Genomic DNA, 17,322 nt, shown 5'->3' on the forward strand with positions numbered 1-17,322 from the left:
GCGAGACCCCCCGGGGGCTCTCAGAGAGGGTTCAGCCGAGGGGCTTGATCAGCAGCTCGAACTCGAGGTCGGCGCGGCGCGGCACCCCGAAGCGCTCTTCACCGTACGGGAACGGGGTCATCCGGCCGGTACGGGCGTAGCCGCGCCGCTCGTACCAGGCGATCAGCTCCTCGCGGGCGGAGATCACCGTCATATGCATCTCCTCGGCGCCCCACTCCGCCCGTGCGAACCGCTCGGCCTCGGCGATGATCACCTTGCCCAGGCCCCCGCCCTGGAGCGCGGGCCGGACCGCGAACATGCCGAAGTAGGCGTGGTCACCGCGGTGCTCGAGCTGGCAGCAGGCGATCAGCTCACCGTTCCGCTCGACGATCATCATCCGGCCGTTCTCGGCCCCCACCACGTCCGCGACGTCCTCCGGATCGGTGCGCTGCCCGTCCAGGATGTCCGCTTCCGTGGTCCAACCGGCGCGGCTGGCGTCCCCGCGGTAGGCCGACTCGATCAGGGCCACCAGCCCCTCCACATCCGCCTCGGTGGCCGTGCGGAAGGTGAGTGGTTCGGTGGCTCGTACGGTGGCGTCCGCGGTGTCCATGGCGTCGGCGGGGTTCCCTTCGGTGACGGCCGGGCGGCCGGTGGCCGGTGGCCGGTGTGGCGGTCGGTGGCCGGTGTGGCAACCGGTGGCTGGTGTGGCGGCCGACGGCGGCAAATAGACCTTAGCCTGCCCCGAAGGGGTCAGGTTGCGTAGGGTCGCGGGCATGGTTCACGTACTGAGCAGCCGCGTTCTGCTGCGGCCGACGGACCCCGAGCGCTCCCGGGCGTTCTACGGCGAGGCCCTGGGCCTGGCGGTCTACCGGGAGTTCGGGACGGGCCCCGAGCGTGGCACGGTCTACTTCCTCGGCGGGGGCTTCCTGGAGGTCTCCGGCCGCTCGGACACCCCGCCCGCCCCGGGACTACAGCTGTGGCTCCAGGTGGCGGACGCGGCGGCGGCGCACAAGGAGCTCACCGCGCAGGGGGTCGAGGTGCTGCGGCCGCCGAAGAGGGAGCCGTGGGGGCTGGTGGAAATGTGGATCGCCGATCCGGACGGCATGCGGATCGCGGTCGTGGAGGTCCCCGAGGACCATCCGCTGCGCTACCGCCCCTGATGTCTCCTCCTCGTGCCGTCGGCCCCGCCACGGCTCGCGGTGGCGGGGCGGGCGACACCGAGGGGACTCAGCCGGGCTGGCTGTTCTCCTTGTGCTCGCCCCAGCCGTGCCAGCGGTCGATCTCGATCCAGGCGCTGACCCGGCCGCGGTCCCGCCGCGGATACTCCTTGCCCAGGTATTGCTGGGCCAGCCGGTCGATTCCGGCCAGGTCCTTGTCGTCCTGGATCTCGACGACCCGGCCGATGAGGGTGATGTGGTTGTACCAGTTCGCCTCGTCGAGCACGGTGAGCGTGACCCTGGGGTCGTTGCGGATGTGGTCGAGCCGCTTGCGGCCCTCGTCCATGTTGACCAGGATCCGGCCGTCGTCCCAGAGGTACCAGGTGGCCGTGGACACCGGCTGACCGTCGGACCGGATCGTCGCGATCACGGCCGGATTGGGCTTCTCGAGCATGGCGACCGCGGCCTCGGGAAGCGGTGGATTCGACACGGGCTCTCCTCCTCTTTGGACAGCTGTTCACGTCCCGTGGTGCGGCTGGGGCCTGCGTGATCCACGGGCCGCACCTCTCACCGTGCCATACCACGCCTCGCGCTCCCCACCACTCCGCACGCCTCGCGCTCCCCCACTGCGCCCGTGCGCTCCCGTGTGTGGTGCCGCGGCAGGGGATGTCCCCTGGTATTACGTCCCCCTTCGGGAGGTGTGGCCGTGCACGGACCTCCACTCATCGGCTGGCTGCTGGTCGCGCTGTGCGCGGCCACGGGTGGCTACTGTCTGCTGCAGATGCGCGGTGAGCCGCCCGGCCCGGGGCGGCGGATCGCGGGCGCCGAGGCGCTGATGGGGTGGGGGATGGCCGTGATGGCGGTGCCGTCCACCGTGCTGGACCCCCGGCCCTGGGGTCCGCCCGCCTTCGCGGCGGTCTTCGCCGTGGCCGCCGTAAGGGCGCTACGGCCGGTCCCGCACGGCGCGGGGCTCCCGGGGCACCGTCTGCATCACACCGTCGGAGCGCTGGCGATGGTCTATATGGCGCTCGCGATGATGGCGGGCACCACGGGCGGCCACCATCACACCGGCGAGATGGCCCCGGGCCGGATGGCGGGCGGGGTACCGCTACTGACCGGAGTACTGCTCGTGTACTTCGCGGTCTACGTCGTACGGTCCGGGCTGCGGCTCGTACCGATGACGGACGGGGCCGTGGACGGCGCGGGGGCGGGACCGTCCGGCGCCGGCTGGTCGCGGCGGCCCGAGCTGCGGCATGCCTGCAGGCTGTCGATGGGGATAGGGATGTTCGCGATGCTGCTGGCCCTGTGAACGGGCGGCGGGCCGGGCCGTGGCCCGATCCGTAGCCGCACCGTGGTATGCGTCACTTCCCCGCCGTGACCGTACCCGGCCCGAGCGTCGCGATCATAGGCTGACGGCCATGATGGTCCCGTTCGCGCTGATGGGCCTCGGCGCACTGGCGGCGGCAATGGCGCCGCGCCTGTTGTCCCGCTCCGACTGGATCGACCGCGAACCCGTGCTCGCCCTCTGGGTGTGGCAGTGCGTGGTCGTCGGGGTGCTGTTGTGCTGCGCGCTGACCATGGCGCTCACCGGGGCGGCCGCCTGGGAGGCCGTGCGCGGCAATGTCTTCGCCCCCGCGCCCAAGGGCGTGGTGGAGGCGTACGCGCTGTCCGGCTACGGGCCGTTGGCCGCGCCAGTCGCCCTCGTGCTCGCCTTCGGGGCCGTCTGGAGCGCGGTGATGCTCACCCGCGAGATCGGCCGCGCCCGCGCCTGGCGCAGGCAGCACCGCGCCGAACTCCTCGTCCGCTCCCCCGCCTTGCCCGGTGAGGAGCCCGGCGAGGAGCGTCTGGTGGTCCTGGAGAGCGACAAGCCGGACGCCTGGTGGCTGCCGGGCACCACGCCCCGGCTCGTCATCACCACGGCGGCGCTGCGCCGCCTCAAGGGGCGTCGGCTGGACGCCGTCATCGCCCATGAGCAGGGCCACGCCCGCGCCCGCCACCACTGGCTGCTGCACTGCTCGGGCGCGCTGGCCGGCGGCTTTCCGCAGGTGACCATGTTCGCGGCGTTCCGCGACGAGGTGCACCGGCTGGTCGAGCTGGCCGCCGACGACTCCGCGTCACGGCGCTTCGGGCGCACGACCACCGCGCTCGCGCTGGTCGAACTCAACGAGGACCGCGGGGTGTTCGGCCCCTGCCCCAGCGCGCTCGCCCAGGTGCCGCAGCGGGTGGACCGGCTGCTGGCACCGGCCTCCCGGCTCCCGGCGGCGCGCCGCTGGCGCCTTACGGCCACCGCGGCGCTCGTTCCGGCCGTCCCGCTGCTGGTCACCTTTGTCCCGGCGCTGCGGGTGCTGGGGTAGACGTTCCCGGCGTTCCCGGCGTCCTCGGTACAACGGCGGCTCCCGGCTCGGCGGAGATCGAGGGCCTCCTGGCTCCGGGGCCCGCCCGTCAGCGATCATCGACCCATGCAGCCGGCAACCCTCCACCGCCGAGCCGCCCGCGCCGCGGCCGTGTTCACCGCGCTCTTCCTGGTGCTGCTCGCCCTGGTTGCCGCCCATTGGGGGCCCCTGGGGACCGTCGACCGGGACATCGTCGTCACCCTGCACCACTCCGCCGTGCGGCACCACGGCTTGACCCGGGCCAACAGGGTGCTCACGGACTGGTTCTGGGACCCCTGGACGATGCGCGCGCTCCTGGCCGTGGCCGTGGGGTGGCTGCTGTGGCGCCGGGAGTGGCGGCTCGCGCTTTGGGTGGCCGTCACGGCGGCGCTGGGCACGGCGCTGCAACAGGCGGTGAAGGCCGCGCTCGACCGGGAGCGTCCCCGGTGGCCGGATCCGGTGGACTCGGCGCACTACGCGGCCTTCCCGTCCGGCCACGCCCTGACCGCGACCGTCGCCTTCGGGCTGCTGCTGTGGCTGATGACGCTGCACGGGGCACCGGCGAAGTGGCCGCGGCTCATGGCCGCCGTAGGGGCCGTATCCGTGCTGGGCGTCGGCTTCACCCGCCTCTATCTGGGCGTCCACTGGCCCAGCGACGTCCTGGCCGGCTGGCTGCTGGGCGCGGCGCTGGTGTACGGGGCGATCGCCTCGTACGGATACGCCCGGAGCCGTACGAGCGAGCGCGCGGCGTCCCCCGAGGGGAGAGTGCGGTCATGAGCCCCGAAACCCCCGTCCGACCAGCGGGAACGGTAGCCGCACCCGGGTGCTGGCCGAGCCGCACCCCGGCCAGGATCCCGTGCGCGACCGGCAGGGGCAGCGACAAGTAGCCGCTCGCGGGATCGGCGAGGTACTCCCGCATCTCCCGGTGCATGTCGAAGCCGAAGTCCATGTCCATGTCGTCCACGAGCACCAGCGCGCCCCGGCGCAGCCGGGGTTCCACCACCTTGAGCACCGCCCGGTTGAGGTTCGGCCAGCCGTCCATCAGCAGCAGGTCCACCGACCCGGGCAGGTCCCGCAGCGTCTCGCGCGCGTCGCCGACGCGGACGGTGGCGATGTCGGAGAGCCCGGCGGCGGCGATGGCCTCCGTGGCCTTGGCCACCTTGTCCGCCTGCAGCTCCGTGCCGATCACCTGCCCGCCGCCGTTGTCCCGCACCGCGCTGGCCAGGTAGAGGGTGGACACGCCGAAGGAGGTTCCGTACTCGACGACGGTCCGCGCGCCGGTCGCACGGGTGAGCAGGTAGAGCAGCTCACCGCCCTCCTTGGACACCGACATGGAGGCGTCCTTGAACGTCTCGGCCATCTGACTGGCGTCCAGCTCGGCCCAGGCCGACTTGGGGTCGGTCACACCGGTCTCGGCGAACGCGCGCTCGTCGCCTTCGCGCTCGGCCTCCAGCAGTCCGTCCAGGACGGTCGCCACGGGCTCGGTGTGCAGTGTGGACGGCATACGATCTCCTTCAGGGTCGGTGCGGTCACCGGATAGATTCTTCTTCCGGCGGCGATCCGACCGCCCCCTAAACATCCCCCTGGCTCCCCCTGAGCTGCCCGGGGCGATGGGAGAGTGCGGTCATGAGCAATCTCGATCTGAGGCCCGCGCCGACCGTGTGCGGCGGCCGCCAGGACGTCACCGCCCAGCCGGTCCGCGAGCTGCTGGCCGCCAAGCAGGTCCCGCTGGGCGAGTCCACCGTGGTGCGCCGGCTCCTGCCGAACCTCGGGCGGCGCATGGTCGGCGCCTGGTGCTTCATCGACCACTACGGCCCGGACGACATCGCCCAGGAGCCGGGCATGCGGGTCCCTCCGCATCCGCACATGGGGCTCCAGACCGTCAGCTGGCTGCACGACGGCGAGGTGCTGCACCGCGACAGCGTCGGCAGTCTCCAGACGGTGCGCCCCGGCGAGTTGGGGCTGATGACCTCGGGCCGGGCCATCGCCCACTCCGAGGAGTCCCCGCGCGAGCACGCCCGGCTGCTGCACGGGGCGCAGCTATGGGTCGCGCTGCCCGACGGCGACCGCCATATCGCCCCCATGTGGGAGCACCACGCCGAGCTGCCCCGGGTGACCGGTGGCGGAGGTCTGCGGGCGACGGTCGTCCTCGGCGAACTGGACGGCGCGGCCTCGCCCGGCACCACGTTCACCCCCCTGATGGGCGCGGACATCGCCCTCGCGGCCGGCACCGACACCCGGCTGCCGGTGCGGCCCGACTTCGAGTACGCGGCCCTCACCATGTCCGGCGAGTCCGAGGTCGACGGGGTGCGCCTCACCCCCGGCTCCCTCCTCTACCTCGGCTGCGGACGCACCGAACTGCCGCTGCGGGCGGATGTGGACAGCGCGTTCATGCTGCTGGGCGGGGAGCCCTTCGAGGAGAAGATCGTGATGTGGTGGAACTTCATCGGGCGCTCCCACGACGAGATCTCCCAGGCCCGCGAGGACTGGACCTCGGGCTCCCGCTTCGGCGAGGTCCACGGCTACGACGGCGCCCCCTTGCCCGCCCCGGAGCTCCCGCCCGTACCCCTGAAGCCACGCGGCCGGGCGCGCTGACCCGCAACGTCGTCACCTGAACCTCGGTCGAGCACGCGGGATGAGGAGACCCTGGAAACGCCTCGCCGCGTATCGACGACTGATACTTCTCAGAGCGCTGCTACTTCTCAGAGCGCTGCGGATACCTCGTCCACGTCCCCGGCCGACTCGGCCGACGCGTCGCTCAGCCCCAGCCGCAGGTGTTCGACGTGGTAGAGGGCCTGGTCCAGCAGTTCGGCGACATGGTTGTCGTACAGCGAGTACACCACCGAGCGGCCCTCGCGAGTGCCCACGACCAGGCCGAGGTTGCGTAGCAGCCTCAGCTGGTGGGAGCACGCGGACTGCTCCATCCCGACCGCGGCGGCCAGTTCGGTGGCCGGCAAGGGCCCCTCCCGCAGCCGGGCCAGGATCAGCAGGCGGGATGGCGTCGCCAGCGCCTGCAGTGTCGCGGCGACTCTCGGGGCGCTGCCGGCGTCCAGGCGGGCGCGCGGTACGGCGTTGTCAGCGGCGGGTGCGACTCCATGGCCCATGCGTCCAGCCTACCGACCCATTAAGGAATACATGAAGAGCTGTTCATTCAGTCCTGTACCGTGGAGGGCCGAGCCCATTGCCGCCTCCCCTGAAGGACGCCGACTGCCATGTCATCGACCCTCACCCGCCCGGCTGCGCCGCCCGGGGCGGTCCATGACCGGACAGCGCCCAGGCGCCGGACGCGGATCTTCGCCCTGCCCGAGGCCCGCTGGGCGGCGGCCGCCCTGGTGCTGTTCCTGATCGCGCTGCCGCTCCAGCTGCTCGGCACACCGGCATGGGCGTGGGGGCCGCTCTACGCGCTCACCTACATCACCGGCGGCTGGGAGCCGGGATGGGCCGGATTGCGGGCACTCAAGGACAAGGCCCTGGACGTCGACCTGCTGATGGTGGTCGCCGCGCTCGGCGCGGCCGCGCTCGGGCAGGTGCTGGACGGGGCGCTGCTGATCGTCATCTTCGCCACCTCAGGGGCGCTGGAGGCCATCGCCACCGCGCGGACCGCGGACTCGGTGCGCGGTCTGCTCGACCTCGCCCCGGCCACCGCCACCCGGCTGTCCGGGGACGGCGCCGAGGAGACGGTGCCCACCGAACTGCTGACGGTGGGCGATGTGATCCTCGTACGTCCCGGGGAGCGGGTCGGCGCGGACGGCCGGGTACGGGAGGGCGCGAGCGAGGTCGACCAGGCCACCATCACCGGGGAACCGCTGCCGGTGGCCAAGGCGGCCGGTGACGAAGTGTTCGCCGGCACGCTCAACGGCACCGGCGCGCTGACCGTGCGGGTCGAGCGCGATCCGTCGGACTCGGTGATCGCGCGGATCGTGCGGATGGTGGCGGAAGCCTCGGAGACGAAGGCCCCCACCCAGCTGTTCATCGAGAAGGTGGAACAGCGCTATTCACTGGGCATGGTGGCCGCCACCCTGGCGCTGTTCGCGGTGCCGCTGCTCTTCGGCGCGGCGCTGCAGCCGACCCTGCTGCGGGCGATGACCTTCATGATCGTCGCCTCTCCGTGCGCCGTGGTGCTGGCGACCATGCCGCCCCTGCTGTCCGCCATCGCCAACGCCGGGCGCCACGGTGTCCTCATCAAGTCCGCCGTGGTCATGGAGCGGCTCGGCCAGGTCGACGCCGTGGCCCTCGACAAGACGGGCACCCTGACCGAGGGCACCCCTCGAGTCACCGACGTGTGCCCGCTCAACCACTCGGGCCTGACCGAGGAGGCCCTGCTGACCCTGGCGGCGGCGGCCGAGCACCCCAGCGAGCACCCCCTGGCCCGGGCCGTCGCCGATGCCGCCCGGAAGCGTGGTCTGGAGCTTCCGGCGGTCCAGGACTTCGCCTCGGCCCCGGGGACGGGCGTGACCGCCACGGTCGACGGACGCACCGTCGCGGTGGGCAGCCCCGACCGCCTGCGGGAGCCGCATCCCGACGACCCCGCCACCGCGTTGGCGACGCGACTGGAAGAAGCCGGCCGTACCGCCGTCCTGGTGGAGGTCGACGGCTCGGCCGTCGGCGTGCTCGGCATCGCCGACCGCCTGCGCGAGGACGCCACCGCCACCGTCACCGCGCTCAGCACGCTGACGGGCACCGCACCGGTGCTGCTCACCGGGGACAACCCTCGCGCCGCCCGCCTTCTGGCGGCCGAGGTCGGCATCACCGATGTCCGCGCCGGGCTGCTGCCCCAGGACAAGGTCACCGCGGTCAAGGAGCTGGAGAGCGCGGGCCGCAAGGTGCTGGTCGTCGGTGACGGCGTGAATGACGCGCCCGCCCTGGCCGCCGCCCATACGGCCGTCGCCATGGGACGAGCGGGCTCCGACCTCGCCCTGGAGACCGCCGACGCCGTCGTCGTCCGGGACGAGTTGGCCACCATCCCCACCGCCGTCTCCCTCTCCCGCCGCGCCCGCCGCCTGGTCGCACAGAACCTGGTGATCGCCGGTGTGTTCATCACCGGCCTGGTCGTCTGGGACCTGGTCGGCACCCTGCCACTCCCGCTCGGTGTCGCCGGGCACGAGGGCTCCACCGTCATCGTCGGCCTCAACGGCCTGCGCCTGCTGCGCGACACGGCCTGGCGGAGCACCCGGGACCACGCGTAGCCGTCAGCGGGCGGCGCGGTGCGCGGGAGGCGGGGACACAGCCGTCGGGGTCCCCTCCTGGACGTAGGCGGTGAGTCCGGTGCCCGGCAGCCGGTGGGGGGTCCAGGTGCGGGCGTAGTGGGGAGGGCCGGAGCAGATCCTGGCGAGGGCGGCGGTGGCTTCGCGGGCGGCGCGGTGCAGCAGGACGTGCGCGGTGGTGTCACGGTTGTTGCCGCCCACGTTGGCCGAGGCGCAGCCGGCGTCGTAGCCGATGGGCGGGGGCCGAGCAGCGGCTGCCAGACGCGGTAGGCCGCGTACAGGGCGGCGGCGGACAACAGCGCCAGGACGACTCGGAGCACCGTGGTGGAGTCGGTGACGGCGAGGACGGGGGCGACCAGAAGGCTGATGCCGCGCGAGCGCGGGGCGCTGAAGTACGCCGCCGGGCGGTGCGGGTCGACCTGGGAGAGGTACACCGTTTCGTCCCAGCCCGGCCCCGGATGCGGTACCACGAGGGCGAGTTGGGACGCCGCCGCATAGGCGAGGGCGACCAGCACCGACCACGGGATCCGGCGTGGCGGCCGGATGACCGTACGCGAAGCGGTCACGCGGTGAGCACCCCGGTACCCAGCAGGCCGAACAGCAGCAGGCCGATGGCGACGCGATAGACCACGAAGGCGTTGAAGGAGTGCTTGGCGACGAACTTCAGCAGCCAGGCGATCGAGGCGTAGGCGACCAGGAACGAGACAGCGGTGCCCACCACGAGGGGGGCAGTGCCGACCCCGGCGCCGACGGCGTCCTTCAGCTCGTACAGGCCCGCCCCGGTCAGCGCCGGGATGCCGAGGAAGAAGGACAGACGGGTGGCGGCCACCCGGTCCAGGTCGAGGATGAGCGCGGTGGACATGGTGGCGCCGGAGCGTGAGAAGCCGGGGAAGAGCAGCGCGAGGATCTGCGAACAGCCGACCAGCATGGCGTCCTTGAAGCCCGTGTCGTCCTCGCCGCGTTTGTGGCGGCCCATCTGGTCGGCCACCCACATCACGCCGGACCCGACGACAAGGGAGCCGGCGACCACCCACAGGGATGCGAGCGGGCCCTCGATGAGGGGTTTCGCGGCCAGGCCCACGATCACGATCGGGATGGTGGCGTAGATGACCCACCAGGCGAACTTGTAGTCGTGGTGGTGGCGCTGTTCGCGGTGGGCGAGTCCGCGGCCCCAGGCGGAGACGATCCGCACGATGTCGTTGAAGAAGTACACCAGCGCCGCGGCGATCGCGCCGACCTGGATGACGGCGGTGAAGCCGACCACGGAGGTGTCGTCGACCGGGATGCCCATCAGCCCTTCGGTGATCTTCAGGTGGCCGGTGGAGGAGACGGGGAGGAACTCCGTGATGCCTTCGACGATGCCGAGGATGGCCGCCTGGCCGATGCTGATGGCACTCATCTGGATCCGTTTCTGTGGTGGATGGAGCGGGCCGTGTCAGCTGGGGGGAACGGCGCGGGCGACCGCGGTCAGTGGGATCGGGGTCAGCGGCGCAGACGGCGCAGGGCCCGGCCCGCACGGTCGCGCCAGCGGGGGTCAGCGGCGCAGACGGCGCAGGGCCCGGCCCGCACGGTCGCGCCAGCGGGCCTTGCGGCGCTGCCAGGCACGGGAGGAACGCGTGGCGGCGAGGACGCCGAACAGTTCCTCGTAGACGTTCGCGACATGGGCCGGATCGAAGCGGCGGGCCGCGGCGCGGGCGGCCTCGCCCATGCGGCGGCGGCCGGACTCGTCGGCGATCAGGTCGCTCAGCGCGGCGGCCAGCGCCTGCCGGTCGCCCATGGGGACCAGGCGGCCGTCGACGCCGTCGTTGATGATCTCGGCGGGGCCGAGCGGGCAGTCGGTGGCGACCACCGGTATGCCACAGCGCATCGCCTCGACCAGCGTCATGCCGAAGGACTCCGCGTCGGAGGCGGAGGCGACGATCGACGCCTTCGCGAACTCGGCCTCGATCGGGGACACCGCACCCATCAGCGCCGCCCGGCCTCCCAGACCCTGCTCCTCGATCAGCCGCTGGAGCCGGTCCTTGTCGGTGCCCGCGCCATAGATGCGCAGCGACCAGTCGGGGTGCTTGGCGGCGACATCGGTGAATGCCTCGATGAGCAGGTCGAAGCGCTTGGCGCGCACCAGGCGTCCGGCCGCGGCGATGACGTGGGCGTTGCCGTCGGTGGGCGGCAGGCCAGGGTCGGGCACGCCGTTGGGGACGGCCAGGATCCGCACGCCCGGCAGCCGCATCTTCGCCCGGTAGACGGCCGCGTCGGCGTCGGTCGTGGTGACCACGGCATCCAGGTCGCGATAGTCCCGGGCGAGCTGGGCGCGCAACTTCTTGGTGTGCATGTCGTGGGTGAGGTGTTCCTGGGCGATGCGCAGGGCCCGGGGCGGGGCGAAGCGGGCCAGGTACACGTTGATGCCCGGCCGGGTGCCGATGATCACGTCCGCGTCGCAGCTCCGCAGGTACTCCCGCGCCCGCTGGTCGGTGAGGCGGCTGTACTGCTTGTACCGCTTCTCGGCGGTGGGGAAGACCTCGGCCGGCCGGTGCAGCAGCGGGTCGGCCGCGTCGGCGGCGTCCGCACGTATGTCGACCAGGGGCACCACCGTCACCCGTGGATCGATGACGAACCGCGGGCGGGTGCGGTGGCGGAGCATCGACACGATCGTCACCTCGTGCCGGCCGGCGAGCGCGGCGGCGAGATTGAGCGTGGTGCGGATCGTGCCGCCGATCGCGTACACGTTGTGGATCAGGAAGGTGATCTTCACTTGGCGCTCCCCACGGTCGGCTCCGCGGCGATGCGGGTCCCGGCGCGGCGGCCGATCAGGAAGAAGCCGGTCAGCAGCCCGGTCTCGGCGAACAGCACCAGGCAGACACCCGCCGTGCCGCACGCTGTCAGCGGTTGGGCGGCATCCAGCGGATCGAGGGCCAAAGGCACCGCAGGGTCCTTTCCGGCCGTGCGCCGCCCAGGGCAGGGTTCGGCCCAGGTACGAGCGCATGGCACACTTGGGAACAGTGACTTTTACACCGGTGTAGGAGTTCTACACGACTGTAGAAGATGAGGGAAGGGACGCCAAATCCATGGGCACCCGCACACCAGGACACGGCCCCAAGCGGCCCAATGGTGCACGCGAGGCAGAGATCCTCGAACTGCTGCAGCGGGCCGACGGCGCGCTGACCCCCCGCGAGGTCACCGAACGCCTCGGCAGCCAGCTGACCTACAACAGCGTGGTGACGATCCTCACCCGCATGCACACCAAGCAGCTGCTCACCCGCACCCCGCGCGGCCGGGCCTACGCCTACGCCCCCGTGACCGACGACCCCGGCTTCGCCGCCCGCCGCATGCGCTCGGTCCTGGAAGAGCGCTCGGACCGCCAGGACGTCCTCGCCCGCTTCGCCGACGGCCTGTCCACCACCGACGCGGACCTGCTGCGCCAACTGCTCGACCCCGACCAGTAGGAACAGGAAGAGGCCGCCGAGATGCGCATCGCCGTCTACATCCCCCTACTGCTCTCCCTGCTCGCTCCCCTCGGAGCACGCCCCCTGGCGGAGCGATGCGAACCCCGCCTGGCGACCTGGCTGCTCACCGCCTCGGCCCTCGTCCTGGGCACGGCGACCACCATCTCACTGGGGCTGCTGGCCATCACCGGGCTGATCCGCTTCCCCCAGCTGGCCGGCCTCGGCCACTGGTCGGCCCACACCGCACAGCGCGACGACCCCGCCGAACTATCCGTCGCCCTGATCGCCGGGCTACTGCTCGGCGCCGCCGTCCTCATGGCCGCCCGCATGCTCTGGCGGCGCGCCCGCACCCTTGCCGCCGCCGCCCTGGAAGCGGCCTGCATGCCCGCCGAAGACGGCCTGGTCGTGATCGAGGACGAGGCCCCCAACGCCTTCGCGATCCCCGGCCTGCCCGGCCGCGTCGTCGTCTCCACCGGCATGCTGCACACCCTGGACGAGACCGAGCGCCACATCCTGCTCGCCCACGAACGCGCCCACCTGACGGGCCGCCATTACGCCTTCGTCGCCCTGGCCCAGCTCGGCGCCGCCGCCAACCCCCTGCTACGCCCCCTCGCCACGGCCGTGACGTACACCATCGAACGGTGGGCCGATGAGAACGCGGCCGCCGCCACCGGCGATCGCGAGCGGGTCGCCCGCACCGTCGGCAAGGCCGCCCTCGCCGCGCACCGCACCGCCGGCCGCACCCCGGGCGCCGCCCTGGCCATCCTCGGCCGCCGCACCCCGCTCGCCGCCGCCGGACCCGTGCCCCGCCGCGTCGCCGCCCTTCTCGCTCCCCCCTTCGGCCGCCACCCTGTCCTCGCCGCCGCGACAGCCACGGTCCTCGCCATCACTGCCCTGTCCATCGCCGAAGCCGCCCACGACCTCCACCTCCTGCTGGAAGCCGTCGGCGCCTGATAGAACCGGACGGGCGCCCGGCTCGACGCGCGATGAGACGAAGGACTGGGCCAGCCGGCCTCGTCCGGTGGCCGATCGGGGTGCGGCGAGGTCAGTGCCCCGGAACGGAGGGAGGCCGGGCCTCGGCGACAGTGGCGGAACGGTGTGCTGATGCCGGAAGGGAGAGCGTTACCGAGAAAGACCCCCGCGGTGGTGTGGCGTGAGGGTGCCGCCCATCGCCTCCGTGAGGTCGCGGAACAGCCGCAGCGGCACCGACCAGCCGGTCGGCCGCCTCGCACTGGCGGCGCACCGTACGGTCCTCGGTCGCGCTCGGGGTGCTCGCCGCTCAGCCGACGTGAACGTGTGGCCGCCGGGCCCTGTCGGGCTCGGCCTCGCGGAGCACTTCCCTGGTGACGGGTGCGACCTCCCCCTGGCCGAACAGGAAGAACCGCAGAAACTGCGCGAAGGGGCTGCCCTCGGTCCACTCGAAGTAGATGTGCGGCCGCTGCCCGGTCGCGTCCCGTATGTGGAGCAGCAGGGCGGCCAGCGAGTTGGGGATGCTGGAGCCGTCGAGGGTGAGGACCCGGTACCGTCCGTGCAGCACCTCGCCGCGCACCCGTACCGCCGTCTCGAAGTCGGATGGATCACGCACGCTGACCTCGACGAAGATGAGATCCTCATCGGCCGGGATGTCGTTGTCGGCCCGGATCTGGTGGATCTTGTCGCGGTATTCGGCCGGGTCGCGGTTGTCCGGCTCGTTGGCGATGAACCGTATGCGGCGGGTGGCGGCGTCGCGGACGAACCGCTCCGCCATGGCGTCCAGCTCCATGTCCGTCACGCGCAGTTCGAAGGCGCGGGCCAGTCGGGACAGCAGTGACACCAGGATGATGCCCGCGATGAAGCACGCGCCGATCTTCACACCGTCGGGGCGTTCCACCACGTTCACCGCCGTGGTGTAGACGAAGACCACGGAGATCACGCCGAAGCCGATGGTCCAGCCCCGCTGCCGGGCGCGGCGGGCGGCGATGGTGACCGCGACGGCGGCGGAGGTCATCAGGACCAGCACCCCGGTGGCGTAGGCACCGCCCTGGGCGTCCACGTCGGCGTCGAAGAGCCAGGTGACCAGGAAGCCGATCAGGGTGAAGACCAGCACCATGGGGCGCACCGCACGGGCCCAGTGCGGGGCCATGCCGTAGCGGGGCAGATAGCGCGGCATCAGGTTGAGCAGCCCGGCCATGGCCGAGGCGCCCGCGAACCACAGGATGCCGATGGTCGCGGCATCGTAGACGCTGCCGAAGACGGACCCCAGATAGTGGTGCGCGAGATACGCGAGGGCTCGTCCATTGGCCTCGCCGCCGGCCTTGAACTCGTCCTGCGGGATGAGCACGGTGGTGATGAAGCTCGTGGTGATCAGGAAGGCGCTCATGATCACGGCGGCGGTGGTGAGCAGCTTCCTGGTGTCCCGGATCCGCCCGCTGGGACGCTCCTCGGTGTCGCCGGGGCCGCCGTCCACATGGGGCATGACGGCCACACCGGTCTCGAATCCGGACAGGCCCAGCGCGAGTTTGGGGAACACCACCAGCGCCAGACCGACCATGACCAGCGGGTTACTGTGCTCGGCGGTCAGCGCCCGCGACCAGTCGGTGACCACGTGGGACGCGGTGGCCACATGCCACAGCCCGACGATCACGACAACCGCGTTCAGCGCCAGATAGCCGCCCACGAGCACCACCGCCACACCGATGGCCTCCATGAAGCCCTTGAGGAAGACGGCGCCGAGCAGGGCGATCAGCCCCAGCGTGATGGCCACCTCGTGGCCGTGCAGAGCGCTGGTGAAGTGCGGATTCTCCACCAGGTGGGTGGAGGCGTCGGCGGCCGAGAGGGTGATGGTGATCAGGAAGTCGGTGGCCGCGAACCCCAGCAGCGCCAGCACGAAGAGCTTGCCCTGCCAGAACGACAGCAGCCGCTCCAGCATCGCGATCGACCCCTCGCCATGCGGGCTCTCCTTGGCCACCCGCCGGTACACCGGCAGCGCCCCGGCCAGGGTCACTGCCACCAGCACGATGGTGGCGATGGGGGACAGCAGGCCGGCGGCCAGGGCGGCGATGCCGGGCTGGTAGCCGAGCGTGGAGAAGTAGTCCACCCCGGTCAGGCACATCACCCGCCACCACCGCTGCCCCTTGTGCCCCTCCGGGGGCTGGGCATGCGGCCCCGGCTGCTGCTTGGCCATATCGGACAGGCCCTCCAGCAGCCAACTCCGCAGCCGACCCCCCTTACGAGCCTCCTCCGGGCGCGGTTCCACGTCGGTGGAGGTGGCCATCGCGTACTCCTGATCACATATCGCTTACCGATCATGCCGTCCACGAACGAACGGCCGAATCAGGGTAAGCGGGACCTTCGCCGGGCCTCTCAGTGGCATGCCCATCGCGGCGGCCTCGAAGCCCCTCCGAGACCTCCATGCACCTGCTGGCCCAGCGGCACGGACCGACAGCCGACACCGGCGACGCCACAGCGCGAGCCGAGCGATCACGGCTGGCAGGAAGGCGTTCCGGCAGCGTCCGGCGGTATCACGCTGAAGGCCCTTTGGTCGGTGTCGCGGCGTCGGCGACGATCGCTCGCAGTGCCTCGATGTGTCCGTTGAAGGCATCCCGGCCGGCGCTGGTGAGCCGGGCGCGCACCTTCCGGCGGCTGCCGCTGAGTCGGCGTTCCGTGGCGACGTACCCGGCCTCTTCGAGTGTCGTGAGCTGCTTGGAGAGCGCCGAGTCGGACAGTTGGAGCCGGTCCTTGAGGAAGGCGAACTCCGCCCAGTCGGCGGCCGCCAGGGTCGCCACCAGCGACAGGCGGGTGCTGGGATGGATCAGCTCGTCGAATTGCGCCTTCGTCATGCCCGCACCCACCGACGCAGAACGCGCAGGATTTCCGGTCCGCCGAACCCGACGGCGGCCGCGGTCAGCACCGCCGCCCAGATGCCGGCATGGCCGGCGCCGTCGGCGTCGAGCGCGAGTGCCACCAGGACGGTGACCCCGATGAGCCCGAGCAGCATGCCGACCACCACCAGGGGAATGCGGCGACCGGCGACCGCCGCGCTCACCTGCAGCCGATCCGTGCGTCGGCGTCCGTCGAGCAGGCGCGACGCGACCACCCCGTGCCCCACGCCGAAGCCCACGGTCGCGACCCCGGCCGGCCAGGGCGGCAGCACGTTGCCGAGCACGCCCAGCAGAAGCCAGCCGGCCGCCGTTCTGGCGCCGGATGGGGGCCTCAACGCCGCGCGTGGCGGATCTTCAAGCGTCCGAACCCCACGGCCCCGGAGATCCGGATCTTCGGGCCGCCCGGGCCGCCCTGGCCGCTGGGCAGGGACGGCCGGGGCTTGTAGCGCAGGTCCTTCCACCCGGTATGCAGGCCCTCGACGTCGACGATCGCGTCGCGCGGCACCGTGATCCTGGCTCTGCCGGTGCCGAGCCGCAGCTCGATGTCGACGATCGGATGCTCGATGACCGCCCGGGACAGGTCCAGGTGCACCCTGCCGAACGCCGACTCGACCTTGAGGGTTCGCGGTACCCGCCATGGGCCGCGCCGCCGGATCCGCCCGCTGTGGGCGGCGATCGTGGACGTGGTGCCCGGGGGCTCAGCCGGGAGCGAGGCCAGGGCCGACACGAGCTCGTCATGAGCCGTGGCGGTGAGCACCGTATGGAGGCGCTGGTCCATCTCCTCGTGCGAGATGTGCCCTTCGGCGTACGCCTCCTGCAGGCGCCGCACGGCCGTGTCGCGGTCGTCTTCGCTGACGAGTGGCGGCGGGTCTTCCGGCGGAGAGGTCACCGCTGCACTCTACTGCCGTACCGGAGCCACGGTGATGGCCCGATCCGGCGAACCCGTGCGGTCACGGCACTAGCCATGGGCAGGAGGGGTGTCCTGCGGTTCGGAGGGGGCGAGGAGGTAGGAATGGAGCTGCCCGAGCAGTTCGGCGATGCCCTCCCTGTCGGCGCGGTAGCGGACCAGTTTGCCGCTGCGCGTCGACTGGAGCAGGCCGCCACGTCGGAGCACCGCGAGGTGCTCGGAGGTGGTCGACGGGCCGAGTCCGGCACGCTCGGCGACCTCGCCGACGGTCAGCTCCTCCCCGTCGGCGAAGTGCGCGAAGAGCTTCTGACGGGTTCCGCTCGTCAGCGCCTTGAGGAAGACCTGGAGGTCGTCGCCGGGTACGGCGGCCCCGGGGCGTATCGCCCGTCCCGTACCGGAG

Annotated in this window: 20 protein-coding genes and 1 pseudogene; 8 read left to right on the forward strand and 13 right to left on the reverse strand. The window is 72.1% G+C overall.

Annotation, left to right across the window (positions count from 1 at the left end):
* Window positions 1-31: 31 nt before the first annotated feature.
* On the reverse strand, window positions 32-589 hold the full coding sequence (locus GWI24_RS12375) for a GNAT family N-acetyltransferase (protein WP_210946000.1): 558 nt from the start codon (window positions 587-589) through the stop codon (window positions 32-34).
* Window positions 590-752: 163 nt separating this feature from the next.
* On the opposite strand from GWI24_RS12375, the gene GWI24_RS12380 reads away from it, so the two are divergent.
* Window positions 753-1,139, forward strand: a complete 387-nt coding sequence (locus GWI24_RS12380) for a VOC family protein (RefSeq protein ID WP_210946001.1) — start codon at window positions 753-755, stop codon at window positions 1,137-1,139.
* A 67-nt stretch (window positions 1,140-1,206) separates the two neighbouring features.
* Here GWI24_RS12380 and GWI24_RS12385 read toward each other — a convergent pair whose 3' ends face one another.
* The gene (locus GWI24_RS12385; protein WP_210946002.1) at window positions 1,207-1,626 is read right to left on the reverse strand and encodes a PPOX class F420-dependent oxidoreductase; all 420 of its coding nucleotides are present in this window, start codon (window positions 1,624-1,626) and stop codon (window positions 1,207-1,209) included.
* Window positions 1,627-1,842: 216 nt separating this feature from the next.
* Here GWI24_RS12385 and GWI24_RS12390 point away from each other — a divergent pair, with 216 nt between their 5' ends.
* The 3 genes from GWI24_RS12390 to GWI24_RS12400 all read left to right on the forward strand — a co-directional run bounded on the left by GWI24_RS12390 (window position 1,843) and on the right by GWI24_RS12400 (window position 4,285).
* Window positions 1,843-2,445, forward strand: a complete 603-nt coding sequence (locus tag GWI24_RS12390; protein ID WP_210946003.1) for a DUF5134 domain-containing protein — start codon at window positions 1,843-1,845, stop codon at window positions 2,443-2,445.
* Window positions 2,446-2,554: 109 nt separating this feature from the next.
* Window positions 2,555-3,490: a M56 family metallopeptidase gene (locus GWI24_RS12395; RefSeq protein WP_210946004.1), complete on the forward strand. Its 936-nt coding sequence runs from the start codon at window positions 2,555-2,557 to the stop codon at window positions 3,488-3,490.
* A 105-nt stretch (window positions 3,491-3,595) separates the two neighbouring features.
* Complete coding sequence (locus tag GWI24_RS12400) at window positions 3,596-4,285, forward strand: phosphatase PAP2 family protein (protein ID WP_210946005.1); 690 nt, start codon at window positions 3,596-3,598, stop codon at window positions 4,283-4,285.
* 190 nt (window positions 4,286-4,475) lie between these two features.
* Here GWI24_RS12400 and GWI24_RS46500 read toward each other — a convergent pair.
* Window positions 4,476-5,087 (reverse strand): annotated as a pseudogene (locus GWI24_RS46500) (O-methyltransferase); the annotation flags it as partial.
* A 47-nt stretch (window positions 5,088-5,134) separates the two neighbouring features.
* Between GWI24_RS46500 and GWI24_RS12405 the strand changes: the two are divergent.
* The gene (locus GWI24_RS12405; RefSeq protein ID WP_210946006.1) at window positions 5,135-6,103 is read left to right on the forward strand and encodes a pirin family protein; all 969 of its coding nucleotides are present in this window, start codon (window positions 5,135-5,137) and stop codon (window positions 6,101-6,103) included.
* A gap of 107 nt (window positions 6,104-6,210) precedes the next feature.
* Here GWI24_RS12405 and GWI24_RS12410 read toward each other — a convergent pair whose 3' ends face one another.
* Window positions 6,211-6,612: a helix-turn-helix transcriptional regulator gene (locus GWI24_RS12410; protein WP_210946007.1), complete on the reverse strand. Its 402-nt coding sequence runs from the start codon at window positions 6,610-6,612 to the stop codon at window positions 6,211-6,213.
* Between the two features lie 108 nt (window positions 6,613-6,720).
* Between GWI24_RS12410 and GWI24_RS12415 the strand changes: the two genes are divergently transcribed.
* A complete protein-coding gene (locus tag GWI24_RS12415; protein WP_210946008.1) occupies window positions 6,721-8,694 on the forward strand; it encodes a heavy metal translocating P-type ATPase in 1,974 nt (657 codons plus the stop codon).
* Between the two features lie 3 nt (window positions 8,695-8,697).
* Here GWI24_RS12415 and GWI24_RS12420 read toward each other — a convergent pair whose 3' ends face one another.
* The 4 genes from GWI24_RS12420 to GWI24_RS12435 all read right to left on the reverse strand — a co-directional run bounded on the left by GWI24_RS12420 (window position 8,698) and on the right by GWI24_RS12435 (window position 11,634).
* On the reverse strand, window positions 8,698-8,913 hold the full coding sequence (locus GWI24_RS12420; protein ID WP_210946009.1) for a hypothetical protein: 216 nt from the start codon (window positions 8,911-8,913) through the stop codon (window positions 8,698-8,700).
* A 361-nt stretch (window positions 8,914-9,274) separates the two neighbouring features.
* Complete coding sequence (locus GWI24_RS12425; RefSeq protein WP_210946010.1) at window positions 9,275-10,111, reverse strand: undecaprenyl-diphosphate phosphatase; 837 nt, start codon at window positions 10,109-10,111, stop codon at window positions 9,275-9,277.
* A gap of 135 nt (window positions 10,112-10,246) precedes the next feature.
* Complete coding sequence (locus GWI24_RS12430; protein WP_210946011.1) at window positions 10,247-11,464, reverse strand: glycosyltransferase family 4 protein; 1,218 nt, start codon at window positions 11,462-11,464, stop codon at window positions 10,247-10,249.
* Window positions 11,461-11,634, reverse strand: coding sequence for a hypothetical protein (locus tag GWI24_RS12435; RefSeq protein WP_210946012.1), 174 nt, complete (start codon window positions 11,632-11,634; stop codon window positions 11,461-11,463). Before GWI24_RS12435 ends, GWI24_RS12430 begins: the two co-directional genes overlap by 4 nt.
* 143 nt (window positions 11,635-11,777) lie before the next feature.
* On the opposite strand from GWI24_RS12435, the gene GWI24_RS12440 reads away from it, so the two are divergent.
* Both GWI24_RS12440 and GWI24_RS46165 read left to right on the forward strand, forming a co-directional pair.
* Window positions 11,778-12,155, forward strand: a complete 378-nt coding sequence (locus GWI24_RS12440) for a BlaI/MecI/CopY family transcriptional regulator (protein ID WP_210946013.1) — start codon at window positions 11,778-11,780, stop codon at window positions 12,153-12,155.
* Between the two features lie 21 nt (window positions 12,156-12,176).
* Window positions 12,177-13,109, forward strand: a complete 933-nt coding sequence (locus tag GWI24_RS46165) for a M56 family metallopeptidase (protein ID WP_210946014.1) — start codon at window positions 12,177-12,179, stop codon at window positions 13,107-13,109.
* Between the two features lie 325 nt (window positions 13,110-13,434).
* Here GWI24_RS46165 and GWI24_RS12450 read toward each other — a convergent pair whose 3' ends face one another.
* The 5 genes from GWI24_RS12450 to GWI24_RS12470 all read right to left on the reverse strand — a co-directional run.
* Window positions 13,435-15,408 (reverse strand): APC family permease, encoded by a 1,974-nt coding sequence (locus GWI24_RS12450; RefSeq protein WP_210946015.1) that lies wholly within the window; start codon window positions 15,406-15,408, stop codon window positions 13,435-13,437.
* A 247-nt stretch (window positions 15,409-15,655) separates the two neighbouring features.
* The gene (locus tag GWI24_RS12455; RefSeq protein ID WP_210946016.1) at window positions 15,656-15,973 is read right to left on the reverse strand and encodes a transcriptional regulator; all 318 of its coding nucleotides are present in this window, start codon (window positions 15,971-15,973) and stop codon (window positions 15,656-15,658) included.
* Entirely contained in the window at window positions 15,970-16,299 is a 330-nt protein-coding gene (locus GWI24_RS12460; RefSeq protein ID WP_247616254.1) for a hypothetical protein, read from the reverse strand. The genes GWI24_RS12455 and GWI24_RS12460 overlap by 4 nt, the downstream gene beginning before the upstream one ends.
* A gap of 47 nt (window positions 16,300-16,346) precedes the next feature.
* The gene (locus tag GWI24_RS12465; protein WP_210946017.1) at window positions 16,347-16,904 is read right to left on the reverse strand and encodes a DUF1707 domain-containing protein; all 558 of its coding nucleotides are present in this window, start codon (window positions 16,902-16,904) and stop codon (window positions 16,347-16,349) included.
* Window positions 16,905-16,973: 69 nt separating this feature from the next.
* On the reverse strand, window positions 16,974-17,322 hold a 349-nt coding region (locus GWI24_RS12470), incomplete at its 5' end, for a helix-turn-helix transcriptional regulator (RefSeq protein WP_247616255.1).

This window comes from Streptomyces sp. MK37H (genome assembly GCF_018035285.1).
Classification (GTDB): Bacteria; Actinomycetota; Actinomycetes; order Streptomycetales; family Streptomycetaceae; genus Streptomyces; species Streptomyces endocoffeicus.

What these genes read in the sequence shown, in the direction of transcription:
- GWI24_RS12375 (WP_210946000.1), bottom strand. Translation starts at nt 589, where the DNA reads ATGGACACCGCGGACGCCACCGTACGAGCCACCGAACCACTCACCTTC.
- GWI24_RS12380 (WP_210946001.1), top strand. Translation starts at nt 753, where the DNA reads ATGGTTCACGTACTGAGCAGCCGCGTTCTGCTGCGGCCGACGGACCCC.
- GWI24_RS12395 (WP_210946004.1), top strand. Translation starts at nt 2,555, where the DNA reads ATGATGGTCCCGTTCGCGCTGATGGGCCTCGGCGCACTGGCGGCGGCA.
- GWI24_RS12400 (WP_210946005.1), top strand. Translation starts at nt 3,596, where the DNA reads ATGCAGCCGGCAACCCTCCACCGCCGAGCCGCCCGCGCCGCGGCCGTG.
- GWI24_RS12405 (WP_210946006.1), top strand. Translation starts at nt 5,135, where the DNA reads ATGAGCAATCTCGATCTGAGGCCCGCGCCGACCGTGTGCGGCGGCCGC.
- GWI24_RS12410 (WP_210946007.1), bottom strand. Translation starts at nt 6,612, where the DNA reads ATGGGCCATGGAGTCGCACCCGCCGCTGACAACGCCGTACCGCGCGCC.
- GWI24_RS12415 (WP_210946008.1), top strand. Translation starts at nt 6,721, where the DNA reads ATGTCATCGACCCTCACCCGCCCGGCTGCGCCGCCCGGGGCGGTCCAT.
- GWI24_RS12425 (WP_210946010.1), bottom strand. Translation starts at nt 10,111, where the DNA reads ATGAGTGCCATCAGCATCGGCCAGGCGGCCATCCTCGGCATCGTCGAA.
- GWI24_RS12440 (WP_210946013.1), top strand. Translation starts at nt 11,778, where the DNA reads ATGGGCACCCGCACACCAGGACACGGCCCCAAGCGGCCCAATGGTGCA.
- GWI24_RS46165 (WP_210946014.1), top strand. Translation starts at nt 12,177, where the DNA reads ATGCGCATCGCCGTCTACATCCCCCTACTGCTCTCCCTGCTCGCTCCC.
- GWI24_RS12450 (WP_210946015.1), bottom strand. Translation starts at nt 15,408, where the DNA reads ATGGCCACCTCCACCGACGTGGAACCGCGCCCGGAGGAGGCTCGTAAG.
- GWI24_RS12455 (WP_210946016.1), bottom strand. Translation starts at nt 15,973, where the DNA reads ATGACGAAGGCGCAATTCGACGAGCTGATCCATCCCAGCACCCGCCTG.